The organism is Poseidonocella pacifica (genome assembly GCF_900111875.1).
Classification (GTDB): domain Bacteria; phylum Pseudomonadota; class Alphaproteobacteria; order Rhodobacterales; family Rhodobacteraceae; genus Poseidonocella; species Poseidonocella pacifica.
Genome location: NZ_FOJU01000003.1, coordinates 376,871 through 393,036 on the forward strand (window position 1 = coordinate 376,871; position 16,166 = coordinate 393,036).

The window sequence follows — 16,166 nt, forward strand, 5'->3', positions numbered from 1 at the left end:
CCCCTTTGGATTCAGCGAAACCTAATCCCGAAGCCAAGAGAAAGAAACGGCTCAGATGCAGAGGCAGCCCCGCGCATGCGCACAGTGGCCGCGCATTCAAACTGGGGGCGCGGTGCGGGTAAAGCTATCGCGTTCAGAGAATCCTGCGAACCAAGAAGACAACCCCGTTCGTCCCGCGCGCCAGTTTCGCGCCTCGTGGCGCAAGTCGAGATAACCCAAAGCACAGGCGACGGCGATTTGCCCCGCATCGATCCGACCCGCAAGGTGCCCGAGCCAGCGTGCCTCCAACGCGTCGCAAGCTTGCGAGATCTTCGCCCATTGCGCTTCGATCAACTTGTCGGAGCGGGCGTCTTCGGCACGTAGCCGCTTCTCATACACCATGAGAAGGGCGGCATCGAGAATTCCATCCCCCGTCGCCTCCAGCGTCAGCACTTCCCAACGGCGCTCGCCGCCGGGATAGAGACCGCCGCCGACACGCGCGTCGAGATACTGGCAGATCACCCGGCTATCATAGAGCGTCGCTCCTTCCGCTCGTTCCAACGCGGGAACCTTGGTCAGCGGATTGCGGGCGGAAAAACCCGGTGCGGGCGCGAGCGGGGTGCCTGAAGTCGGGACAAGCTCAACCTCATCTCTCTGCCCGGTTTCGAGCAGCGTGATCATGACCTTGCGAACGTAGGGTGATGTGGGGCTGTGATAAAGCTTCATGCGCAGATCAATGCACGCAGCACTCGATCCTGTCCAGCGTCATGCAACGAGTTGCGCGTTCTCGATGGAACGGACTTCGGCGGTGAGGATTTCTCCCTCCTGTTGGGCGACATCGAACCGAACCTCTGCAAATTGCTCGGTCCGCCCCATGTGGGGGTTCTCCATGAGAATGTTGTGGGTTCTGCCCACCTGTGCCGCGAGATGGGCCGCTACACGATCCATGCCTTTTGCCCGCAAACGCGCCGCGCGGTTTTTGATCGCACGTCCGTCAACCTGCGGCATGCGGGCGGCAGGCGTGCCCTTTCTCGGCGAATACGGAAAAACATGCAGCCACGTCAGGCGGCACTCATCGACGAGGCGCAGGGAGTTCTCGAAATGGGCCTCCGTTTCCGTGGGAAACCCCGCGATGATATCCGCGCCAAAGGTCATTTCGGGGCGTAGACGCTGTGCTTCCTCGACGAAGGCTATCGCATCGTCGCGCAAATGACGGCGCTTCATCCGCTTGAGGATGAGGTCGTCCCCGTGCTGCAGGCTTAGGTGCAAATGCGGCATCAGGCGGCGTTCCGTCGCGATCGCTTCCATCAGTTGCGGATCAACTTCGATGGAATCGATTGACGAAATCCGCAAGCGCGGCAGATCGGGCACAAGCTTGAGAATCCGCATGACCAGATCGCCAAGGCTCGGCTCACCCGGCAGGTCAGCGCCCCAACTGGTCAGATCCACGCCCGTCAACACAACTTCGCGATAGCCACTTTGAACCAACCGCTTGATCTGGTCGACAACCACGCCAGCGGCCACCGACCGCGAATTGCCACGGCCGTAGGGAATGATGCAGAAGGTACAACGGTGATCGCACCCATTTTGCACCTGAACATAGGCGCGGCTGCGCGTCCCAAAGCCATCGATCAGATGACCGGCAGTCTCCTTGACCGACATGATGTCATCCACCTGTACGCGTTCCACCTCTCCGATGAAATCCGCGGCAAGGCCTTTCCACGTTTCGGGCTGCATCTTTTCGGTGTTGCCAATGACCGCATCTACTTCGGTCATGGCCGCGAATGTCTCCGGTTCAGTCTGGGCGGCACAGCCCGTCACGATCAGCCGGGCATCAGGATTCTCGCGGCGCAAACGACGAATTTCCTGTCGGGCCTTCCGAACCGCCTCTGCCGTAACGGCGCAGGTGTTGACGACAACGGCACCCGAAAGCCCCGCCTCCGCCGACAGTGCCTTCATGGCTTCGGTTTCATAGGCGTTGAGCCGACAGCCGAGCGTCGTGAATTTCGGTGCCTCGGTCATGCGCCAAACTCCTCGGTCAATTCACCGGTGAAGACATGCGCGGTCGGCCCCGTCATCCAGACCCCATCATCACGCCAGTCGATTTCGATCTCCCCACCATCCAGCACAATCTGCACCGTCCGGCCTGTGATCCCACGCCGCGCTGCCGCAACGGCCACAGCGCAGGAGGACGAGCCAGAGGCCAGCGTCAGGCCGGCTCCCCGCTCCCATACTCGCATACGCAACCTGTCCGGCCCCAAGAGGCTGGCAAACTGGACGTTTGTGCGCTCTGGAAAGAGAGGGTGATGCTCGATCCGCGGACCCAACGTCAGGATGTCGACGGCGTCGGCGTCCGAAACGAAGAAACTGCAATGAGGATTGCCCATGCCCGTCGCCGTTGGCGCGCCCTCGATCGGGAGGTGGAGCGTATCCAACTGTTCCGCAAGCGGGACATCCGCCCACTCGAGTTGTGGATGGCCCATGTTCACTGCGGTAAGCCCCTGCCCCGCATCGCGTGCATGGAGCAGCCCTCGATCAGTCCGAAGGGTGAGTTCGTCCCGGCCTGTTTCATTCATGAGGAAACGCGCAATACAGCGCGTCGCATTTCCGCATGCCGCAGAGCCGCTTCCGTCTGAATTCAGAAACACCAAACGCGCGTCCGATTCGTCGTCAGCACTGATCGCAGCGAGTTGGTCGAACCCAACGCCACGATGCCGGTCGCCGAGTGCCGCAGCCAGCGCGGGCGACGGCAACTCACCCCCGTCCCGCAGGTCGAGCACTAGAAAGTCGTTGCCCAGCCCATGCATCTTCATGAACCGGCGGGATTGTGAAAATGGTGTTGTCATCGCGCGGCATATAACGCCGCCCGAAGCCCAAATCCAGCGCCGGGTGCGACTTCCGCAAATTTCGGGGTTGACCGCCCCCCACAACCTTTCTAGGTAGCCCTCCACAGTGGGCCGTTAGCTCAGTTGGTAGAGCAACTGACTTTTAATCAGTGGGTCGCAGGTTCGAATCCTGCACGGCTCACCACTGCACCAAGGATGTTTTGGCTTAGTTGGCTTCAGCATCTTCGTAGTCTGTAGTTTGTACCCGATGTGTGGTACGACTGAGACCACCCGTTCCGCACCTTCACCGCTCAGAAAACGCAAGCAATGCCGCCTTTTGGCGGCCATCGGTCGATGCGCGCCCAAGCCTAGCTCCGAATTCCATCACGCCGCTAGATTCGGACGTTGGAATTTTGACTAGGTCAAACCTGCCCGGTTTTCTTGACCTCGGCCAATATCGGCTTGCTCTCGCGGGCGGTCAAGCGCTCGAGGGCCTCTATGCGCGCCTCGAGTGCAGTAATACGTGCGTCTTGAGGAGCAAAATACTTGTCGAAGATGGCCTTGGATACGCTTGTCATTATTCTTCCTTTTAGGACCGACCTACGTCGGCCTCACAATTCTGGGCAAAAGCCGTTTGGTTTAGTCCACCCGCCCGAACGTCAGAGCTCATTTGGCTTGCGCTTCTGGGTCTGGGCCCCTCAAGTGCGAACCTGATGGTCCGTCAGATCAGGTCCCTTGATTATCATCGCAGACTGTAAACCTCCGGTAAGATTCTGATTTAATTCAAAGGTACCAGCTCATTACCATCGAAGCGAAGGAGAGCACGCGGGCGTTTGTAAGGTCATCAGCTTGGGGCAAAGCAGACCGTGCTTGCCTCCCCCAGATGGAGCGGGCAAAACCGATTCATGCTCGAACGATCTTCAGAACCGGCCCATGGCAAATTTCTTCCCGGCACCGTGCACAAGCGCGATGCCTTCTCCGAGACGATCTCGGGGCATATGTCCGAGGCGCCGGCGACCAAGGTGGTGCTTCGGCGCCTTTCGGGCGTTTCGCCTTGGCTGCGCCCCCTGGCATGGAGCTTGGCCCGCAAGGAAATTCGCGGGCTGCGCGCCGTGGAGGGAATTGCCGGTACACCGACACTCTTGCGCGTCGATCGCGAGGGGCTGTTGCGCACATGGTCAGAGGGCATGCCGCTCAACCTTGCAAAACCGAAGAACCCCGCCTTCTACCGTGACGCGGCGCGACTGCTTGCCCAGCTTCGCAGGCGGGGCATTACCCACAACGATCTTGCCAAGCCACAAAACTGGCTGATGGCACCGGATGGACACGCCGAAATCATCGACTTTCAGCTTGCGACGGTCCATCGCCGGAAAGGCTTGCGATATCGCCTGATGGCCTATGAGGACCTGCGCCACCTTCTGAAGCAGAAACGCAAGTTCGCGCGTCATCTTCTGACGCCGACCGAGAAGCGGCTACTTGCGCGGCGTTCCCTGCCCTCCCGGATATGGATGGCGACTGGGAAAAGGCTTTACAATTTTGTCACGAGGCGTCTGTTCGATTGGTCGGATGGCGAGGGTGCCGGAGATCGGTTTCGCAAGGATGGGCCAGCCATTCGAGACGCCCTGCTCGCCCACCCGCATGTGCATGCCGTCGCACTGTCCCCCTTCTCGCTCCCCGCGCGAGGCGTCGGGATCTACGCATTTGTCGTGAGTACGCTTCCTGAAACGGAATTACGCTCCCTCGCTGGTCGGCGCATTGAATTGCTGCAACCGGTCAAGGCGCTCCCCCTCCATGCAGATGGTACCCCGCGTGAGGACCTGCTAGAATTGATCGCCATGAACCGGCTCGATGAGTTGGAGGCGATTCTGACCCATGATCCCGAAATGCGGGCCGTGGTTGAACCGATAGTGGCCGAACGGCTGAACCTGACGGATCGGCGCTTGCGGGAAGTCTGAGTCTTTCCCTTTACGCTCCCTCCGGCATTTCCTATATCTGCCATCCACACAGGCGAAAGGCATCCGATGACCGACGCATCAGAACAGCTCGAAGGCGCCCCCCTCATTGCGCCGTCCAGCACCGACCATCCGCTTTATGATCAGGTGGTAGAGGCCTGCCGTGGGGTTTATGATCCGGAGATTCCCGTCAACATCTATGATCTTGGGCTCGTGTACACGATCCAGATCAGTGATGAGAACGAGGTTCGCATCGTCATGACGCTCACCGCGCCGGGTTGTCCGGTGGCGGGTGAAATGCCGGGATGGCTCGCCGAAGCGGTTGAGCCCTTGGCCGGCGTGAAACAGGTTGATGTTGACCTTACGTGGGAGCCGCCCTGGGGAATGGACATGATGAGTGACGAGGCGCGTCTCGAACTCGGGTTCATGTAAATCAGGTCGCGTCGGGCATTCCGGGCGGGATATCTGGCGAGACATGATACGCGCCAAGATCAGAGCCTCTTCCGGAGAATGCGCCCCCTTGTTCGCTACCGTCGCTCGGGGCACTCTCAGCGCATGACGCAAATTGATCCGATAGCGGTTTTGACCGGTGACATTGTCGAGTCCACATCGCTTGGGCGTGATCGGCTCGAGAGCGTTTTCGCGGCCCTCGAAGACGCTGCAGAAGAATTGAGCCTCTGGCAGGAGGCCGATCCCAAACTGACCCGGTTTCGCGGAGATGGCTGGCAACTGGTCGTGATGCGCCCAACAATTGCGCTGAGGGCCGCGCTTTTCCTCCGTGCAGCGATTCGTCGACATGGGCGGGATTTGGATACGCGCATTTCAATCGGAACAGGTGCCGTGGATGCGCTTCCCGACGGCGACCTTTCGGGCGCTTCCGGCTCGGCCTTCGTCAGTTCGGGCCGGGGACTTGATCAGATACGAAAGACCGCCCGGATCGCCTCCGACGGTTCCGGACCCCTCCGGGCCGCCACCCTACTCGCCGATACGTTGACCCGTGGGTGGAGCCCAGCACAGGCCGCAGTGGCTTATTACGCGCTAAACCCTGATAGGCCGACCCAGTCCGAGATAGGCGAAGCGGTCGGCAGCAGTCAGCAGAACGTACAGAAAGTTATGGAAGCCGCCCACCTTCCAGATATCTTGACGGCCCTTAACGCCCTCGAAACGGCATGAAATTAACAATCATATTTGGTTGTTTTTCTGGAATACAACCTAGATGACCCCGGACGCCCTCGTTACCTTTGTCGCCTTGCTGTTCGCCCATCTGCTGGCGGACTTCATCCTGCAAACGGGGTGGATCGTCGCCAATAAGCGCAAACCCGGCGTGTTACTTCTTCACGGAGCGCTTGTCCTTCTCGCCGCGCAAGTGACTGTCGGATCGCTTTCACCGATCCTGATCGCCCTCGCAGCCGCGCATGTCGCCATTGATGCTGCCAAAATATACGGACAATTCAACCGGTTTTCCGGATTCGCGATTGATCAAATCGCTCATCTCGGCACTCTCGTATTGGTTGCCGGCATCGCCCCCAGCCTCTTTGTCGAAGGGATCTGGGCGGACATACCCCATACGCCGACCCTGTTTCTCGTCGGGGCTGCTTTCATCGCTGCGGTCGCAATGGGAGAGCACGGCATTGCCCTGCTCATGCGCCCCTACGGCGCGCGCGTCAGAAGTCGCGGCCTCCCCCAAGCTGGACGCCTCATAGGAAGGCTGGAGCGGGCGGTCGTGGTTCTTCTGGTGCTCGCACAGATGCCGCTTGGCATTGGCTTCCTCCTGACGGCCAAATCGATCCTCCGTTTTGGGACTGCCAGCCGCGATCAACAGAGCGCGGAATACGTGATCATAGGCACCCTCGCCTCGTTCAGTTGGGCACTTGCGGTTGGGCTCGCCACGGTTCATGGCATGACGCTCCTTGAGACTGGGGCCACGAACCCTTAGCTTGGTAAAAAAGGAGGGACCGTTCATGTTCGGTATTCCGGGAAAGCAGGCTGTCACCATGACACCGGCTGCAATCAATCAAATCACGAAACTGATGGACCGCAACGGTCATCAGGGGCTTCGCATTGGCGTCAAGAAGGGCGGCTGTGCGGGCATGGAATACACCATGGATTTCGCAGACGAGATCGATCCCAACGACGAGGTCGTGGAAGAGGACGGCGCGAGGGTGATGATCGCGCCCATGGCTCAGATGTTCCTGTTCGGCACCGAAATCGACTATGAGGTCTCATTGCTCGAAGCAGGTTTCCGCTTTCGCAATCCCAATGTGGCCGATGCTTGTGGCTGTGGTGAATCGATCAAGTTCAAGGACGTCGACGAACTCGCTGCCGAACGCCAAGCAACCTGAAGCGGCGGGGCTTGACGCTCCCGCCCTCACGGGTCAAGCCTGTGGCGGAATGGGAAATGGGAGCGATCGATGCCACGCAAACTTGCCGCCGGAAACTGGAAGATGAATGGCCTTGGCGCCGCGCTCGCCGAAGTTACGGCCCTAGCTGAACGTTGCCCATCCCCCAAGGCAGAGGTTCTGATCTGCCCACCGGCGACTCTATTGTCTCGCCTCTCCGCCGCTGCCGAAGGATCGCCCATCGCCACTGGCGGGCAGGATTGTCATACCGCCACATCCGGTGCGCATACCGGCGATATATCACCGGCCATGCTGGTGGATGCGGGTGCCAGCTATGTAATCCTCGGCCATTCCGAGCGCCGTGCGGATCATGGTGAGTCCGATGCAACTGTCGCCGCCAAGACCCACGCGGCCTGGAACGCAGGCCTCACCGCCATCGTGTGCGTCGGAGAGACGGAGGCGCAGCGCGAAGCAGGCGAAACTCTTGGTGTAATCCAGAGTCAGATCGCAAGCTCCGTTCCCGACGGTGCGACCGCTGCTTCGACCGTGATTGCGTATGAGCCTGTTTGGGCCATAGGAACGGGTAAGGTGCCAACACTGAAGCAGATTGCCGAAGTTCACGATGCCCTGCGGGGGCAACTCAATGAACGATTTGGCAGCGAAGGCAACGAAATCCGCCTGCTGTATGGTGGTTCGGTCAAGGCCAAGAACGCGGCTGAGATATTTGCAGTATCGAATGTCGATGGCGCACTGGTGGGTGGGGCGAGCCTCACGGCTGAGGACTTTGGGCCGATTGTCGAAGCGCTGGATGCTGCGGGCTAAGGCACTTGATTCTAGAACAGTCGCCGACGGAGCCGGGTTTCGTACAAGACCCATACCGGTTTTATGACCACGCCCGCGCAGGCGGTCCGGTCCATTTCTGGTCCGAATATGGAATGACGGCCGTCTTTTCGCACGAGGCCGTGCAGGCCATTCTACGGGACCGGCGCTTTGGCCGTGAAATTCCGGTCGAACATAGAAAAGCCGTTCCTCCACATCTCGCACCATTTTATGCGATCGAAGACAACTCAATGCTTGAGTTGGATGCCCCTCGCCATACGCGCCTGCGGCGGCTTGTCCTCAAGGCATTCACCACTCGCGCGATCTCTGCCCTTGCGCCAGGTATCGAAGCGCTCTGCCATTCTCTGATCGACGAGTTTTCGGGCGAGGTCGAGCTAATCACAGCCTACGCCCAACCGATCCCGGTCATTACCATTGCCCGTCTTCTCGGCGTGCCCGAAGAGATGGCACCTCAGCTTCTTGCATGGTCCAATGCAATGGTCGCGATGTATCAAGCCAAGCGTGACCGCGCGATCGAAGACAAGGCCGCTGCCGCCTCTGCCGACTTTGCGACCTTCCTCAGGGGATATGTTGCGGAACGGCGCGCCCGTCCGGCGGATGATCTCATCTCGGAGTTGATAGCGGCAGAAGATGAGGCCGGAGCGCTGAGCACCGAGGAATTGATCGCGACCTGCATCTTGTTGTTGAATGCAGGCCACGAAGCAACTGTGCACTCAATCGGGAACGCTATCCCGATCTTGCTGGCCTCGACGGAGCGGGAAGCGTGGCTCAGCCCGGAACGGATCGACGGAACCGTCGAAGAGTTGCTGCGGTACGATCCTCCACTGCATGTGTTTACACGCTATGCGCTGGAAGACGTGGAGCTATATGGACACAGCTTTCAGCGCGGCGAACAAGTTGCCCTCATGCTGGCATCGGCCAACCGGGATCCAGCGGGATGGAACGCACCCAACCGATTTGACCCCTCCCGAAAGCCACAGACAAACGCAAGTTTCGGCGGTGGTGTTCATTTTTGCGTAGGAGCACCATTGGCGCGACTGGAGATGCGGATTGCCCTGCGTGTGCTCTTTGAAAGGCGACCGGAACTCGCCTTGCTCGCTCCTCCGGTCTACGGGGATCTCTATCATTTCCACGGATTAGAATCCCTACCCGTTCGCATCAGAGCGGAAGCGCCGTCGTCGATTTGATCTCCTCCATCGAGAGGAGTGCGGTGACGTTGTGCACGCGCACTTCGGAAATCAGCGCCTGATAGAAGGCGTCATATGCACGCGCATTTCTGACGCGCACCTTGAGGATATAGTCAATATCACCCGCAAGCCGATGCGCTTCGAGCACTTCAGGACGTTCTTGAAGAGCCTTGAGAAAGGACTTCTGCCAGTCGGCCTCATGCTCGGACGTGCGGATGAGCACGAAGAAACATGCCTCAAATCCGAGCGCTTCGGGATCGAGGATAACGGTCTGTTGGCCGATGATTCCGGCATCGCGCATCTTGCGAATCCGGTTCCACACCGGCGTCTTGGAACTGCTGACCGTCTTGGCGATTTCATCAAGTGACTGGCTCGCATCGCGCTGCAGTTCCGCGAGAATTTTCCGATCCAGATCGTCAATGCGAACGGCCATTCCAACTTTCTCCCTGTTCCGAAACACCCTATCCCAACCCTGCGACCAAAGGAACAAACATCCTTATTGGCGCAAGCTACTGGCCTCTAAACGGGAACATTTCCTATATTGGCGGTCAAGTTAAACCCACGCGCAGGGCCTAGCCAATGAACCATTTTCCGATTTTTGTGGCCGTCGAGGGACGCCGCATCGTGCTATCCGGCGGCGGAGATGCTGCGCTGGCCAAGCTGCGGCTGATCCTCAAGACCACGGCGCATGTCACAGTCTTTGCGCCCACGCCCGCACCAGAAATCGAAGCTTGGGCTGTTGAGGGTATCTTGCGGCTTGTACGTCGCCCGATGCAGCCGGGGGACGCGCTCTGCGCTGCCCTGTTCTATGCGGCGGACGAGAACGAGAACGAGGACGCCCGGACCTCGGCCATTGCCCGCGCCGATGGGGCATTGGTCAATATCGTGGATAACCTGCAGGACAGTCAGTTCATCACACCCGCGATCGTCGACCGGGATCCTGTGACGGTCGCAATTGGCACGGAAGGCGCCGCCCCCGTACTCGCCCGGGCAATCAAGGCCGACCTAGAAGCAAAACTGCCCGCGACGCTGGGAACTCTCGCCCGCATCGGAAAATCCTTCCGCAAAGCCGCTGACGCCCTGCCATTCGGACGTCCTCGTCGCGATTTCTGGGCGGACTACTATTTCAACGCTGGCCCCGCCGCCATCAGTTCAGGCGAAGAGGCCGTTGGGCCCGCGCTCGACTCTCTGCTCGTCGATCATTTGTCCCGCAAGGAACGGCCAGGCCATGTTGCCTTCGTCGGTGCAGGACCAGGAGATCCGGAGCTTCTGACACTCAAGGCGCGCAAGTTGCTGGATGAGGCAGACGTCGTGATCCACGACCGCCTGATCGCGGCTCCCATTCTCGAACTGGTGCGCCGGGAAGCCACGCTCTTGGATGCGGGAAAGGAGGGTTTTGGACCTTCCATGTCGCAATCGGACATCAATGCCTTGATGGTCGAACATGCGGCCAGAGGTGCGCAGGTTGTCCGGCTTAAATCGGGCGATCCCACCGTGTTTGGTCGGCTGGATGAGGAAATCGACGCGGTCGGCGAAGCAGGCATCGGCTATACCATCGTCCCCGGCATCACCGCGGCCTCGGCGGCGGTTGCCTCCATCGGTCAATCGCTCACGAAGCGTGAGCGCAACTCTTCGGTCCGCTTTCTTACGGGGCACGACATGAAAGGGTTCGCCGATCATGATTGGGCCGCATTGGCGCGCCCCGGCGAGGTCGCCGCGATCTATATGGGCAAGAAATCAGCCCGGTTTATCCAAGGCCGGCTCATCATGCACGGTGCCGACCGCGCAACGCCCGTCACCATCGTCGAAAATGCATCCCGGCCCGATCAACGCATCCTGACCACCACTCTTGCGCATCTGGCCGAAGACATCGCCGCAGCCCAGCTCTCCGGGCCGGCCCTTACCTTCTACGGGCTCGCACCGCGCGCAGCCGAAGCCGCCATGAATGAAACGATCAAGCAGGAGCTCGCCTGATGCCCCGCGCCTTCACCCCCAAGGTCATCACCGCAAACGCCCTGCTTGAGGGCGACGTCGTTTACCTGACCGCAGACGATATCTGGACCCGTGATCTAGACGCAGCCGAATTGCTCGAAGACGAAGCCCACGCCCAACTTCGCCTTATCGAGGCGCAGGCGCGCGTTCATGAGGTCGTCGGAGCCTATCTGGCGGACATGAAGCCCAGCCCCCACGGGCCGGAGCCCACTCATTTCCGCGAAGAATTCCGCCGTACAGGCCCTTCCAACTATTTCCATGGCAAACAAGCGGAGAAGAACCATGTATAAATACAACGACTTCGACGCCGCCTTCATTGCAGAGCGCAATCGCCAGTTTCGAGCACAGGTCGAGCGGCGCATTGATGGATCGCTGTCCGAAGAGGAATTTCGTCCGCTCCGGCTCATGAACGGTCTTTACCTGCAACTGCATGCCTACATGCTGCGTGTTGCGATCCCCTATGGCACGCTGAACAGCGCACAGATGCGTCAGCTTGCCTATATCGCGGAGCGGTGGGACAAGGGTTATGGGCATTTCACCACCCGGCAGAACATCCAATATAACTGGCCCAAGCTGCAGGATGTCCCGGATATCCTCGATGCGCTTGGCGAGGTGGAAATGCATGCCATCCAAACCTCGGGCAACACCATCCGCAACGTAACCGCCGACCATTTTGCCGGCGCAGCAGCGGATGAGATAGACGATCCGCGCCCTGTGGCAGAACTCCTGCGGCAATGGTCTACCGATCACCCGGAATTCCAGTTCATGCCGCGCAAGTTCAAGATCGCCATCACAGGCGCGCCAAACGATCGCGCTGTGATCAAGGCTCATGATATCGGCATCCAGATTGTGGAACAGAACGGTGAGCGCGGGTATCGCGTTCTGGTTGGTGGCGGTCTCGGTCGCACGCCGATGATCGGCAAGGTGATCAGTGACTTCGTCACCGAAGTCGACCTGTTGCCCTATCTGGAATCGATCGTGTCCGTCTGGAACCAGATCGGCCGACGCGACAACAAGTACAAGGCCCGCATCAAGATCACTGTGCATGAGCACGGTATCGATGAGATCCGCCGTATGGTCGAGGAGCGGTTCGAGCAGGTACGCCCGACCTTTGGCGGTATCGACCAGCAGCTTTTGGCGGAAATCCGAGAATCGTTTGCGCCACCGGCGTTCCGCAAGGCGGAGATCGACGATTACACGCGAGCCTACGACTCCGATCCGGTTTTCCGTTCATGGATCGATACCAACATCACGGCACATAAACAGGCCGACTATGCCATCGTTTCGATCAGCCTGAAGGCCCACGGCAAGACTCCCGGAGATGCGACCGCCGACCAGATGCGCACCATGGCCGATCTGGCGGAGCGCTACGGCCACGATGAACTGCGCATCAGCCACGAGCAGAACGTGATCCTGCCCCACGTTCACAATTCCGACCTTGCTGCCGTGCATACCGCGCTCAAGCAGGCTGGTCTGGCGACCGCGAACATTGGTTTGATCTCCGATATCATCGCCTGCCCCGGCATGGACTATTGCGCGCTTGCCACTGCCCGGTCGATTCCGATCGCGCAGGAAATCGCCACGCGCTTTGACGAGTTGAAGCTGGAGCATGAAATCGGCCCGATGAAGATCAAGATTTCGGGCTGCATAAACGCGTGCGGGCACCACCATGTGGGGCATATCGGGATTCTCGGTCTCGACCGCGCCGGGGTCGAGAATTACCAGATCACTCTCGGCGGTGATGGGACGGAAGATGCCACGCTCGGCGAACGCGCTGGACCGGGCTTCTCCTACGATGAGATCGTGCCAGCCATCGAGCGGATCATGAACGCCTATCTGGCACACCGTGAAACCGAAGCGGAAACCTTCCTGCAGGCCTATCGCCGGTTGGGTCTCGCGCCGTTCAAGGCAGCGCTCTATCCAGAGGCGCAGGCCAATGCCGCTTGAGGATACGCCGACCAATCTCCTGTCCGAAGGGGGGCGTTTGCATTCCGAGGGCACGCGCGCGGACCTTCTGGCCCGTGTGGACGCGCTGAATGCACGCTATCGCCACCATTCGGCGACGCAGGTACTGCGCGACGCGCTGCGGGATCCAGCCGCAGGCAGGCTCGCACTTGTCAGCAGTTTCGGCGCGGAATCCGTTGTACTTCTGCACCTCGTCGCGATGATCGAGAAAAATACCGCCGTGCTCTTTATCGACACGCAGATGCTTTTTCCCGAAACCCTCGTCTACCAAACCGAGGTGAGCGAACGGCTCGGGCTCCGCAATGTGCGTATCATCAGGGCGGATGAGTTTGAGGTGGAAAAGGAAGACCCGTTCGGACGCCTGCACATGGCCAATACGGATGCCTGCTGTGACTTGCGGAAAACCCGCCCCCTTGAACGAGCGTTGCAGGGCTTCGACGGGTGGATTACCGGGCGCAAGCGATTTCAGTCCGGCACGCGCTCCGCGCTGGATTTTTTCGAGGCCGAGGAAGGCGTTGACCGCATCAAGCTCAACCCGCTGGCGCATTGGGCGCCGGAGGACGTACGCGTTTATATGGACGAAAACCGATTGCCCCGGCACCCGCTGGTGGCTCAAGGCTATCCATCGATTGGCTGCGCTCCTTGCACCTCCAAGGTGGCCGAGGGCGAAGATCCCCGTGCCGGCCGTTGGCGCGGGCAGAACAAAGACGAATGCGGTATCCATTTCGTGAATGGGCGCGCAATCCGTAAAGGAGAAAACGCATGACTGTACTTGTGACCGACGATGGTTTTCGCGCCGATAGCTGGAATGGGCCGATCGTCCCGCTCGCTGATGATGACGGCACCGTCCGCGCGCTCGATGTGCCGAGCGATACCGATCCCGCATCGCTCAAGGACCGCATCGACACGCTGGGTCTCATTCGCGTGGATTTCCCGTCTTTTTCCGACGGGCGCGGCTTTACCATCGCCCGGCAGCTTCGCCTACTGGGATTTCAGGGCCGCTTGCGCGCGCATGGCCATGTTATCGCCGACCAGTACGCCATGGCGCGGCGCTGTGGTTTTGATGAGGTGGAGATTGCCGACGACTTGGCAGAACGCCAGCCTGAGGATCAGTGGCTAGCCCGCGCAAACTGGCAGGCCCACAACTATCAAGCCCGCCTGCGCGGTTAGGCCCGCTTTCATATCAAACAGAACATCGCTAAGGAGAGGCCGCCGTAACAGTCGGTGGATATGACATGACCGAGATTAGACCCGTGAAAGACGCAACTCCCGTCAAGACCTTGCCCGATGCTCAGACTGTCACTGAAGTCACGCATTGGACGGACCGACTGTTCAGTTTTCGTGTAACCCGGCCTGCATCACTCCGCTTTCGATCGGGGGAATTTGTGATGATCGGCTTGCTGAAGGACGACGGAAAGCCCCTTCTGCGGGCCTATTCCATCGCGTCGCCCTCGTGGGATGATGAACTGGAGTTTTATTCGATCAAGGTTCAGGATGGCCCCCTTACATCGCGACTGCAACACATCCAGCCCGGCGATCAGATCATCCTTCGGCCAAAGCCTGTCGGCACATTGGTGCATGACGCCTTGCTTCCCGGCAACCGGCTTTGGCTATTCTCCACCGGAACCGGGATCGCGCCTTTTGCATCGCTTATCCGCGATCCACAGACCTACGAAGACTATGACAAGGTGATCCTGACACACACCTGCCGCGATGTGGCGGAATTGGAGTATGGTCGGAAGTTAGTGGAGAACGTTCGCAACGATGAGCTTCTGCGCGAACTGATCGGCGACGGCCTCGACAAGCTTGTCTACTACCCCACAACGACTCGCGAGGAGAGCCCGAAGATGGGGCGGATCACGGCGCTCCTGAGTGACGGGACGCTCTTCAAGGATCTGGGTGTCGATGATTTCGGAGCGGAAAATGACCGGGCCATGGTGTGTGGCTCGATGGGTCTCAATACCGATATCAAGGTAATCCTCGAGGGGTTCGGACTTCGCGAGGGAGCAAATTCCGAACCCGCCGAGTACGTCGTTGAAAAGGCGTTTGTGGGGTAAGATCTACGTCAGCGAATGAGTTGCACCTTACTCGGCGGCGAGGGCCGCCGGGGCGAGGCTGTACTCGTTGAGAACCTCGGCAAACGCCGGATCGCGGGACGCGATATGGAGGGTGGCGCGTAACATTCCCTCTTTGGAGCCACAGTCAAACCGCTGACCACTGAAGTGGAAGCCAGAAAGCCCGACCTTGTCGATCCCGCGGGCGATGGCGTCGGTGAGTTGAATTTCACCGCCAGCACCTGGCGTCTGTGTCTCCAGCGCCTCAAAGATCGACTCGTGCAGGACATAGCGACCAACCACGGCAGTGAGCGAAGGCGCTTTACCTGCCTCGGGCTTCTCAACCATACCAAGAGCACGGCTGATTTGCCCCTTCCGGTGGCTTACATCCAGAACACCGTACTTGTGGACGCGATCTTCGGGCACATCCATCACGGCAACGAGGTGACCCGCGCCAGTTTCTTCATACCCGCCGATCATTTCGGCCAGACATCCCGGCTCTCCGAGGATGAGGTCGTCGGGTAGGATAACAGCGATCGGGCCGGGCAGCGCGTGTTCCTTGGCGCATAGCACAGCGTGACCAAGGCCAAGCTGCTCTTCCTGCATCACGAAAACGACGTCTTCGCCGGTATCGTCAACGCATGCACCATCAAGGTACTCGGCGATGTCGGACTTGCCCTTGGCGCGGAGATGCTCGCTCAACTCGGTGTCTGCGCGGACATGCTTCTCAATGGCAGTCTTCGACGGATGGTTTACAAAGATCATCCGCTCGATCCCAGCGGCACGAGCCTCATCAAGAGCGAACTGAATCAATGGGGTGTCGATAACCGGCAGAAGCTCCTTGGGGGTCGCCTTCGTCGCCGGGAGGAAACGAGTTCCCAAGCCTGCCACGGGAAAAATTGCTGTTCTCACCTTCGAACCGGCCATGGGCGCTAACTCCTCTAAAATCTCGTCACTGTTTCTGCTCTGCAGCACTGGTCTCAGGGTATGACTTGACGCTGCGTTGTCAAAACAAACCCTGACATTCGGTTAA

At 59.5% G+C, this 16,166-nt stretch carries 19 protein-coding genes and 1 tRNA gene; 14 read left to right on the forward strand and 6 right to left on the reverse strand.

Going from position 1 to position 16,166, the window contains the following annotated elements:
• Positions 1–96: 96 nt before the first annotated feature.
• Genes BM234_RS10380 through dapF form a run of 3 tightly spaced genes read right to left on the reverse strand, consistent with a single transcriptional unit; the run spans position 97 to position 2,825 of the window.
• Entirely contained in the window at positions 97–705 is a 609-nt protein-coding gene (locus BM234_RS10380; protein ID WP_092064278.1) for a glutathione S-transferase, read from the reverse strand.
• Between the two features lie 39 nt (positions 706–744).
• Entirely contained in the window at positions 745–2,001 is a 1,257-nt protein-coding gene (gene mtaB / locus BM234_RS10385; protein ID WP_092064281.1) for a tRNA (N(6)-L-threonylcarbamoyladenosine(37)-C(2))-methylthiotransferase MtaB, read from the reverse strand.
• Positions 1,998–2,825 (reverse strand): diaminopimelate epimerase, encoded by an 828-nt coding sequence (dapF, locus tag BM234_RS10390; protein ID WP_092064284.1) that lies wholly within the window; start codon positions 2,823–2,825, stop codon positions 1,998–2,000. Before dapF ends, mtaB begins: the two co-directional genes overlap by 4 nt.
• A 108-nt stretch (positions 2,826–2,933) precedes the next feature.
• Here dapF and BM234_RS10395 point away from each other — a divergent pair.
• Positions 2,934–3,009, forward strand: a tRNA-Lys gene (locus BM234_RS10395).
• A gap of 217 nt (positions 3,010–3,226) precedes the next feature.
• Here BM234_RS10395 and BM234_RS17490 read toward each other — a convergent pair.
• Positions 3,227–3,382, reverse strand: coding sequence for a hypothetical protein (locus BM234_RS17490; protein ID WP_175501251.1), 156 nt, complete (start codon positions 3,380–3,382; stop codon positions 3,227–3,229).
• A gap of 327 nt (positions 3,383–3,709) precedes the next feature.
• Between BM234_RS17490 and BM234_RS10400 the strand changes: the two genes are divergently transcribed.
• The 7 genes from BM234_RS10400 to BM234_RS10430 all read left to right on the forward strand — a co-directional run bounded on the left by BM234_RS10400 (position 3,710) and on the right by BM234_RS10430 (position 9,122).
• Positions 3,710–4,759 (forward strand): phosphotransferase, encoded by a 1,050-nt coding sequence (locus BM234_RS10400; RefSeq protein WP_092064287.1) that lies wholly within the window; start codon positions 3,710–3,712, stop codon positions 4,757–4,759.
• A gap of 66 nt (positions 4,760–4,825) precedes the next feature.
• Positions 4,826–5,188, forward strand: a complete 363-nt coding sequence (locus tag BM234_RS10405; RefSeq protein WP_092064290.1) for an SUF system Fe-S cluster assembly protein — start codon at positions 4,826–4,828, stop codon at positions 5,186–5,188.
• A gap of 123 nt (positions 5,189–5,311) precedes the next feature.
• Entirely contained in the window at positions 5,312–5,929 is a 618-nt protein-coding gene (locus BM234_RS10410; RefSeq protein WP_092064293.1) for a hypothetical protein, read from the forward strand.
• 43 nt (positions 5,930–5,972) lie between these two features.
• Positions 5,973–6,692 carry a DUF3307 domain-containing protein gene (locus tag BM234_RS10415; RefSeq protein WP_092064296.1) on the forward strand — a complete coding sequence of 240 codons (720 nt, stop codon included), beginning with the start codon at positions 5,973–5,975 and terminating at the stop codon, positions 6,690–6,692.
• A gap of 25 nt (positions 6,693–6,717) precedes the next feature.
• Entirely contained in the window at positions 6,718–7,098 is a 381-nt protein-coding gene (locus BM234_RS10420) for a HesB/IscA family protein (protein WP_092064299.1), read from the forward strand.
• A 69-nt stretch (positions 7,099–7,167) separates the two neighbouring features.
• Positions 7,168–7,917: a triose-phosphate isomerase gene (gene tpiA / locus BM234_RS10425; protein ID WP_092064302.1), complete on the forward strand. Its 750-nt coding sequence runs from the start codon at positions 7,168–7,170 to the stop codon at positions 7,915–7,917.
• A gap of 113 nt (positions 7,918–8,030) precedes the next feature.
• Positions 8,031–9,122 (forward strand): cytochrome P450, encoded by a 1,092-nt coding sequence (locus tag BM234_RS10430; RefSeq protein WP_342714677.1) that lies wholly within the window; start codon positions 8,031–8,033, stop codon positions 9,120–9,122.
• On the opposite strand, the gene BM234_RS10435 is transcribed toward BM234_RS10430, so the two are convergent.
• Positions 9,094–9,555, reverse strand: a complete 462-nt coding sequence (locus tag BM234_RS10435; RefSeq protein WP_092064308.1) for an Lrp/AsnC family transcriptional regulator — start codon at positions 9,553–9,555, stop codon at positions 9,094–9,096. The two genes, BM234_RS10430 and BM234_RS10435, sit on opposite strands and share 29 nt — an antisense overlap.
• A 146-nt stretch (positions 9,556–9,701) precedes the next feature.
• Here BM234_RS10435 and cysG point away from each other — a divergent pair, with 146 nt between their 5' ends.
• From cysG to BM234_RS10465, 6 genes are all read left to right on the forward strand, one after another.
• Complete coding sequence (cysG, locus tag BM234_RS10440) at positions 9,702–11,096, forward strand: siroheme synthase CysG (protein ID WP_092064311.1); 1,395 nt, start codon at positions 9,702–9,704, stop codon at positions 11,094–11,096.
• Positions 11,096–11,404: a DUF2849 domain-containing protein gene (locus tag BM234_RS10445; RefSeq protein ID WP_092064314.1), complete on the forward strand. Its 309-nt coding sequence runs from the start codon at positions 11,096–11,098 to the stop codon at positions 11,402–11,404. The genes cysG and BM234_RS10445 overlap by 1 nt, the downstream gene beginning before the upstream one ends.
• A complete protein-coding gene (locus BM234_RS10450; RefSeq protein WP_092064317.1) occupies positions 11,397–13,061 on the forward strand; it encodes a nitrite/sulfite reductase in 1,665 nt (554 codons plus the stop codon). Before BM234_RS10445 ends, BM234_RS10450 begins: the two co-directional genes overlap by 8 nt.
• On the forward strand, positions 13,051–13,845 hold the full coding sequence (locus tag BM234_RS10455; protein ID WP_092064320.1) for a phosphoadenylyl-sulfate reductase: 795 nt from the start codon (positions 13,051–13,053) through the stop codon (positions 13,843–13,845). Before BM234_RS10450 ends, BM234_RS10455 begins: the two co-directional genes overlap by 11 nt.
• The gene (locus BM234_RS10460; RefSeq protein WP_092064323.1) at positions 13,842–14,249 is read left to right on the forward strand and encodes a DUF934 domain-containing protein; all 408 of its coding nucleotides are present in this window, start codon (positions 13,842–13,844) and stop codon (positions 14,247–14,249) included. Before BM234_RS10455 ends, BM234_RS10460 begins: the two co-directional genes overlap by 4 nt.
• Positions 14,250–14,314: 65 nt before the next feature.
• Positions 14,315–15,136 carry a ferredoxin--NADP reductase gene (locus BM234_RS10465; RefSeq protein WP_092064326.1) on the forward strand — a complete coding sequence of 274 codons (822 nt, stop codon included), beginning with the start codon at positions 14,315–14,317 and terminating at the stop codon, positions 15,134–15,136.
• A 27-nt stretch (positions 15,137–15,163) separates the two neighbouring features.
• Here BM234_RS10465 and BM234_RS10470 read toward each other — a convergent pair whose 3' ends face one another.
• Positions 15,164–16,060, reverse strand: a complete 897-nt coding sequence (locus tag BM234_RS10470; RefSeq protein WP_092064329.1) for a UTP--glucose-1-phosphate uridylyltransferase — start codon at positions 16,058–16,060, stop codon at positions 15,164–15,166.
• Positions 16,061–16,166: the final 106 nt, after the last annotated feature.

Coding starts and splice junctions, on each gene's coding strand:
- BM234_RS10430 (WP_342714677.1), top strand. CDS start 8,031: ATGACGGCCGTCTTTTCGCACGAGGCCGTGCAGGCCATTCTACGGGAC.
- BM234_RS10410 (WP_092064293.1), top strand. CDS start 5,312: ATGACGCAAATTGATCCGATAGCGGTTTTGACCGGTGACATTGTCGAG.
- BM234_RS10455 (WP_092064320.1), top strand. CDS start 13,051: ATGCCGCTTGAGGATACGCCGACCAATCTCCTGTCCGAAGGGGGGCGT.
- BM234_RS10420 (WP_092064299.1), top strand. CDS start 6,718: ATGTTCGGTATTCCGGGAAAGCAGGCTGTCACCATGACACCGGCTGCA.
- cysG (WP_092064311.1), top strand. CDS start 9,702: ATGAACCATTTTCCGATTTTTGTGGCCGTCGAGGGACGCCGCATCGTG.
- BM234_RS10415 (WP_092064296.1), top strand. CDS start 5,973: ATGACCCCGGACGCCCTCGTTACCTTTGTCGCCTTGCTGTTCGCCCAT.
- BM234_RS10405 (WP_092064290.1), top strand. CDS start 4,826: ATGACCGACGCATCAGAACAGCTCGAAGGCGCCCCCCTCATTGCGCCG.
- BM234_RS10435 (WP_092064308.1), bottom strand. CDS start 9,555: ATGGCCGTTCGCATTGACGATCTGGATCGGAAAATTCTCGCGGAACTG.
- BM234_RS10460 (WP_092064323.1), top strand. CDS start 13,842: ATGACTGTACTTGTGACCGACGATGGTTTTCGCGCCGATAGCTGGAAT.
- BM234_RS10465 (WP_092064326.1), top strand. CDS start 14,315: ATGACCGAGATTAGACCCGTGAAAGACGCAACTCCCGTCAAGACCTTG.
- BM234_RS10400 (WP_092064287.1), top strand. CDS start 3,710: ATGCTCGAACGATCTTCAGAACCGGCCCATGGCAAATTTCTTCCCGGC.
- mtaB (WP_092064281.1), bottom strand. CDS start 2,001: ATGACCGAGGCACCGAAATTCACGACGCTCGGCTGTCGGCTCAACGCC.
- BM234_RS10380 (WP_092064278.1), bottom strand. CDS start 705: ATGAAGCTTTATCACAGCCCCACATCACCCTACGTTCGCAAGGTCATG.
- BM234_RS10450 (WP_092064317.1), top strand. CDS start 11,397: ATGTATAAATACAACGACTTCGACGCCGCCTTCATTGCAGAGCGCAAT.
- BM234_RS17490 (WP_175501251.1), bottom strand. CDS start 3,382: ATGACAAGCGTATCCAAGGCCATCTTCGACAAGTATTTTGCTCCTCAA.
- tpiA (WP_092064302.1), top strand. CDS start 7,168: ATGCCACGCAAACTTGCCGCCGGAAACTGGAAGATGAATGGCCTTGGC.
- BM234_RS10470 (WP_092064329.1), bottom strand. CDS start 16,060: ATGGCCGGTTCGAAGGTGAGAACAGCAATTTTTCCCGTGGCAGGCTTG.
- BM234_RS10445 (WP_092064314.1), top strand. CDS start 11,096: ATGCCCCGCGCCTTCACCCCCAAGGTCATCACCGCAAACGCCCTGCTT.
- dapF (WP_092064284.1), bottom strand. CDS start 2,825: ATGACAACACCATTTTCACAATCCCGCCGGTTCATGAAGATGCATGGG.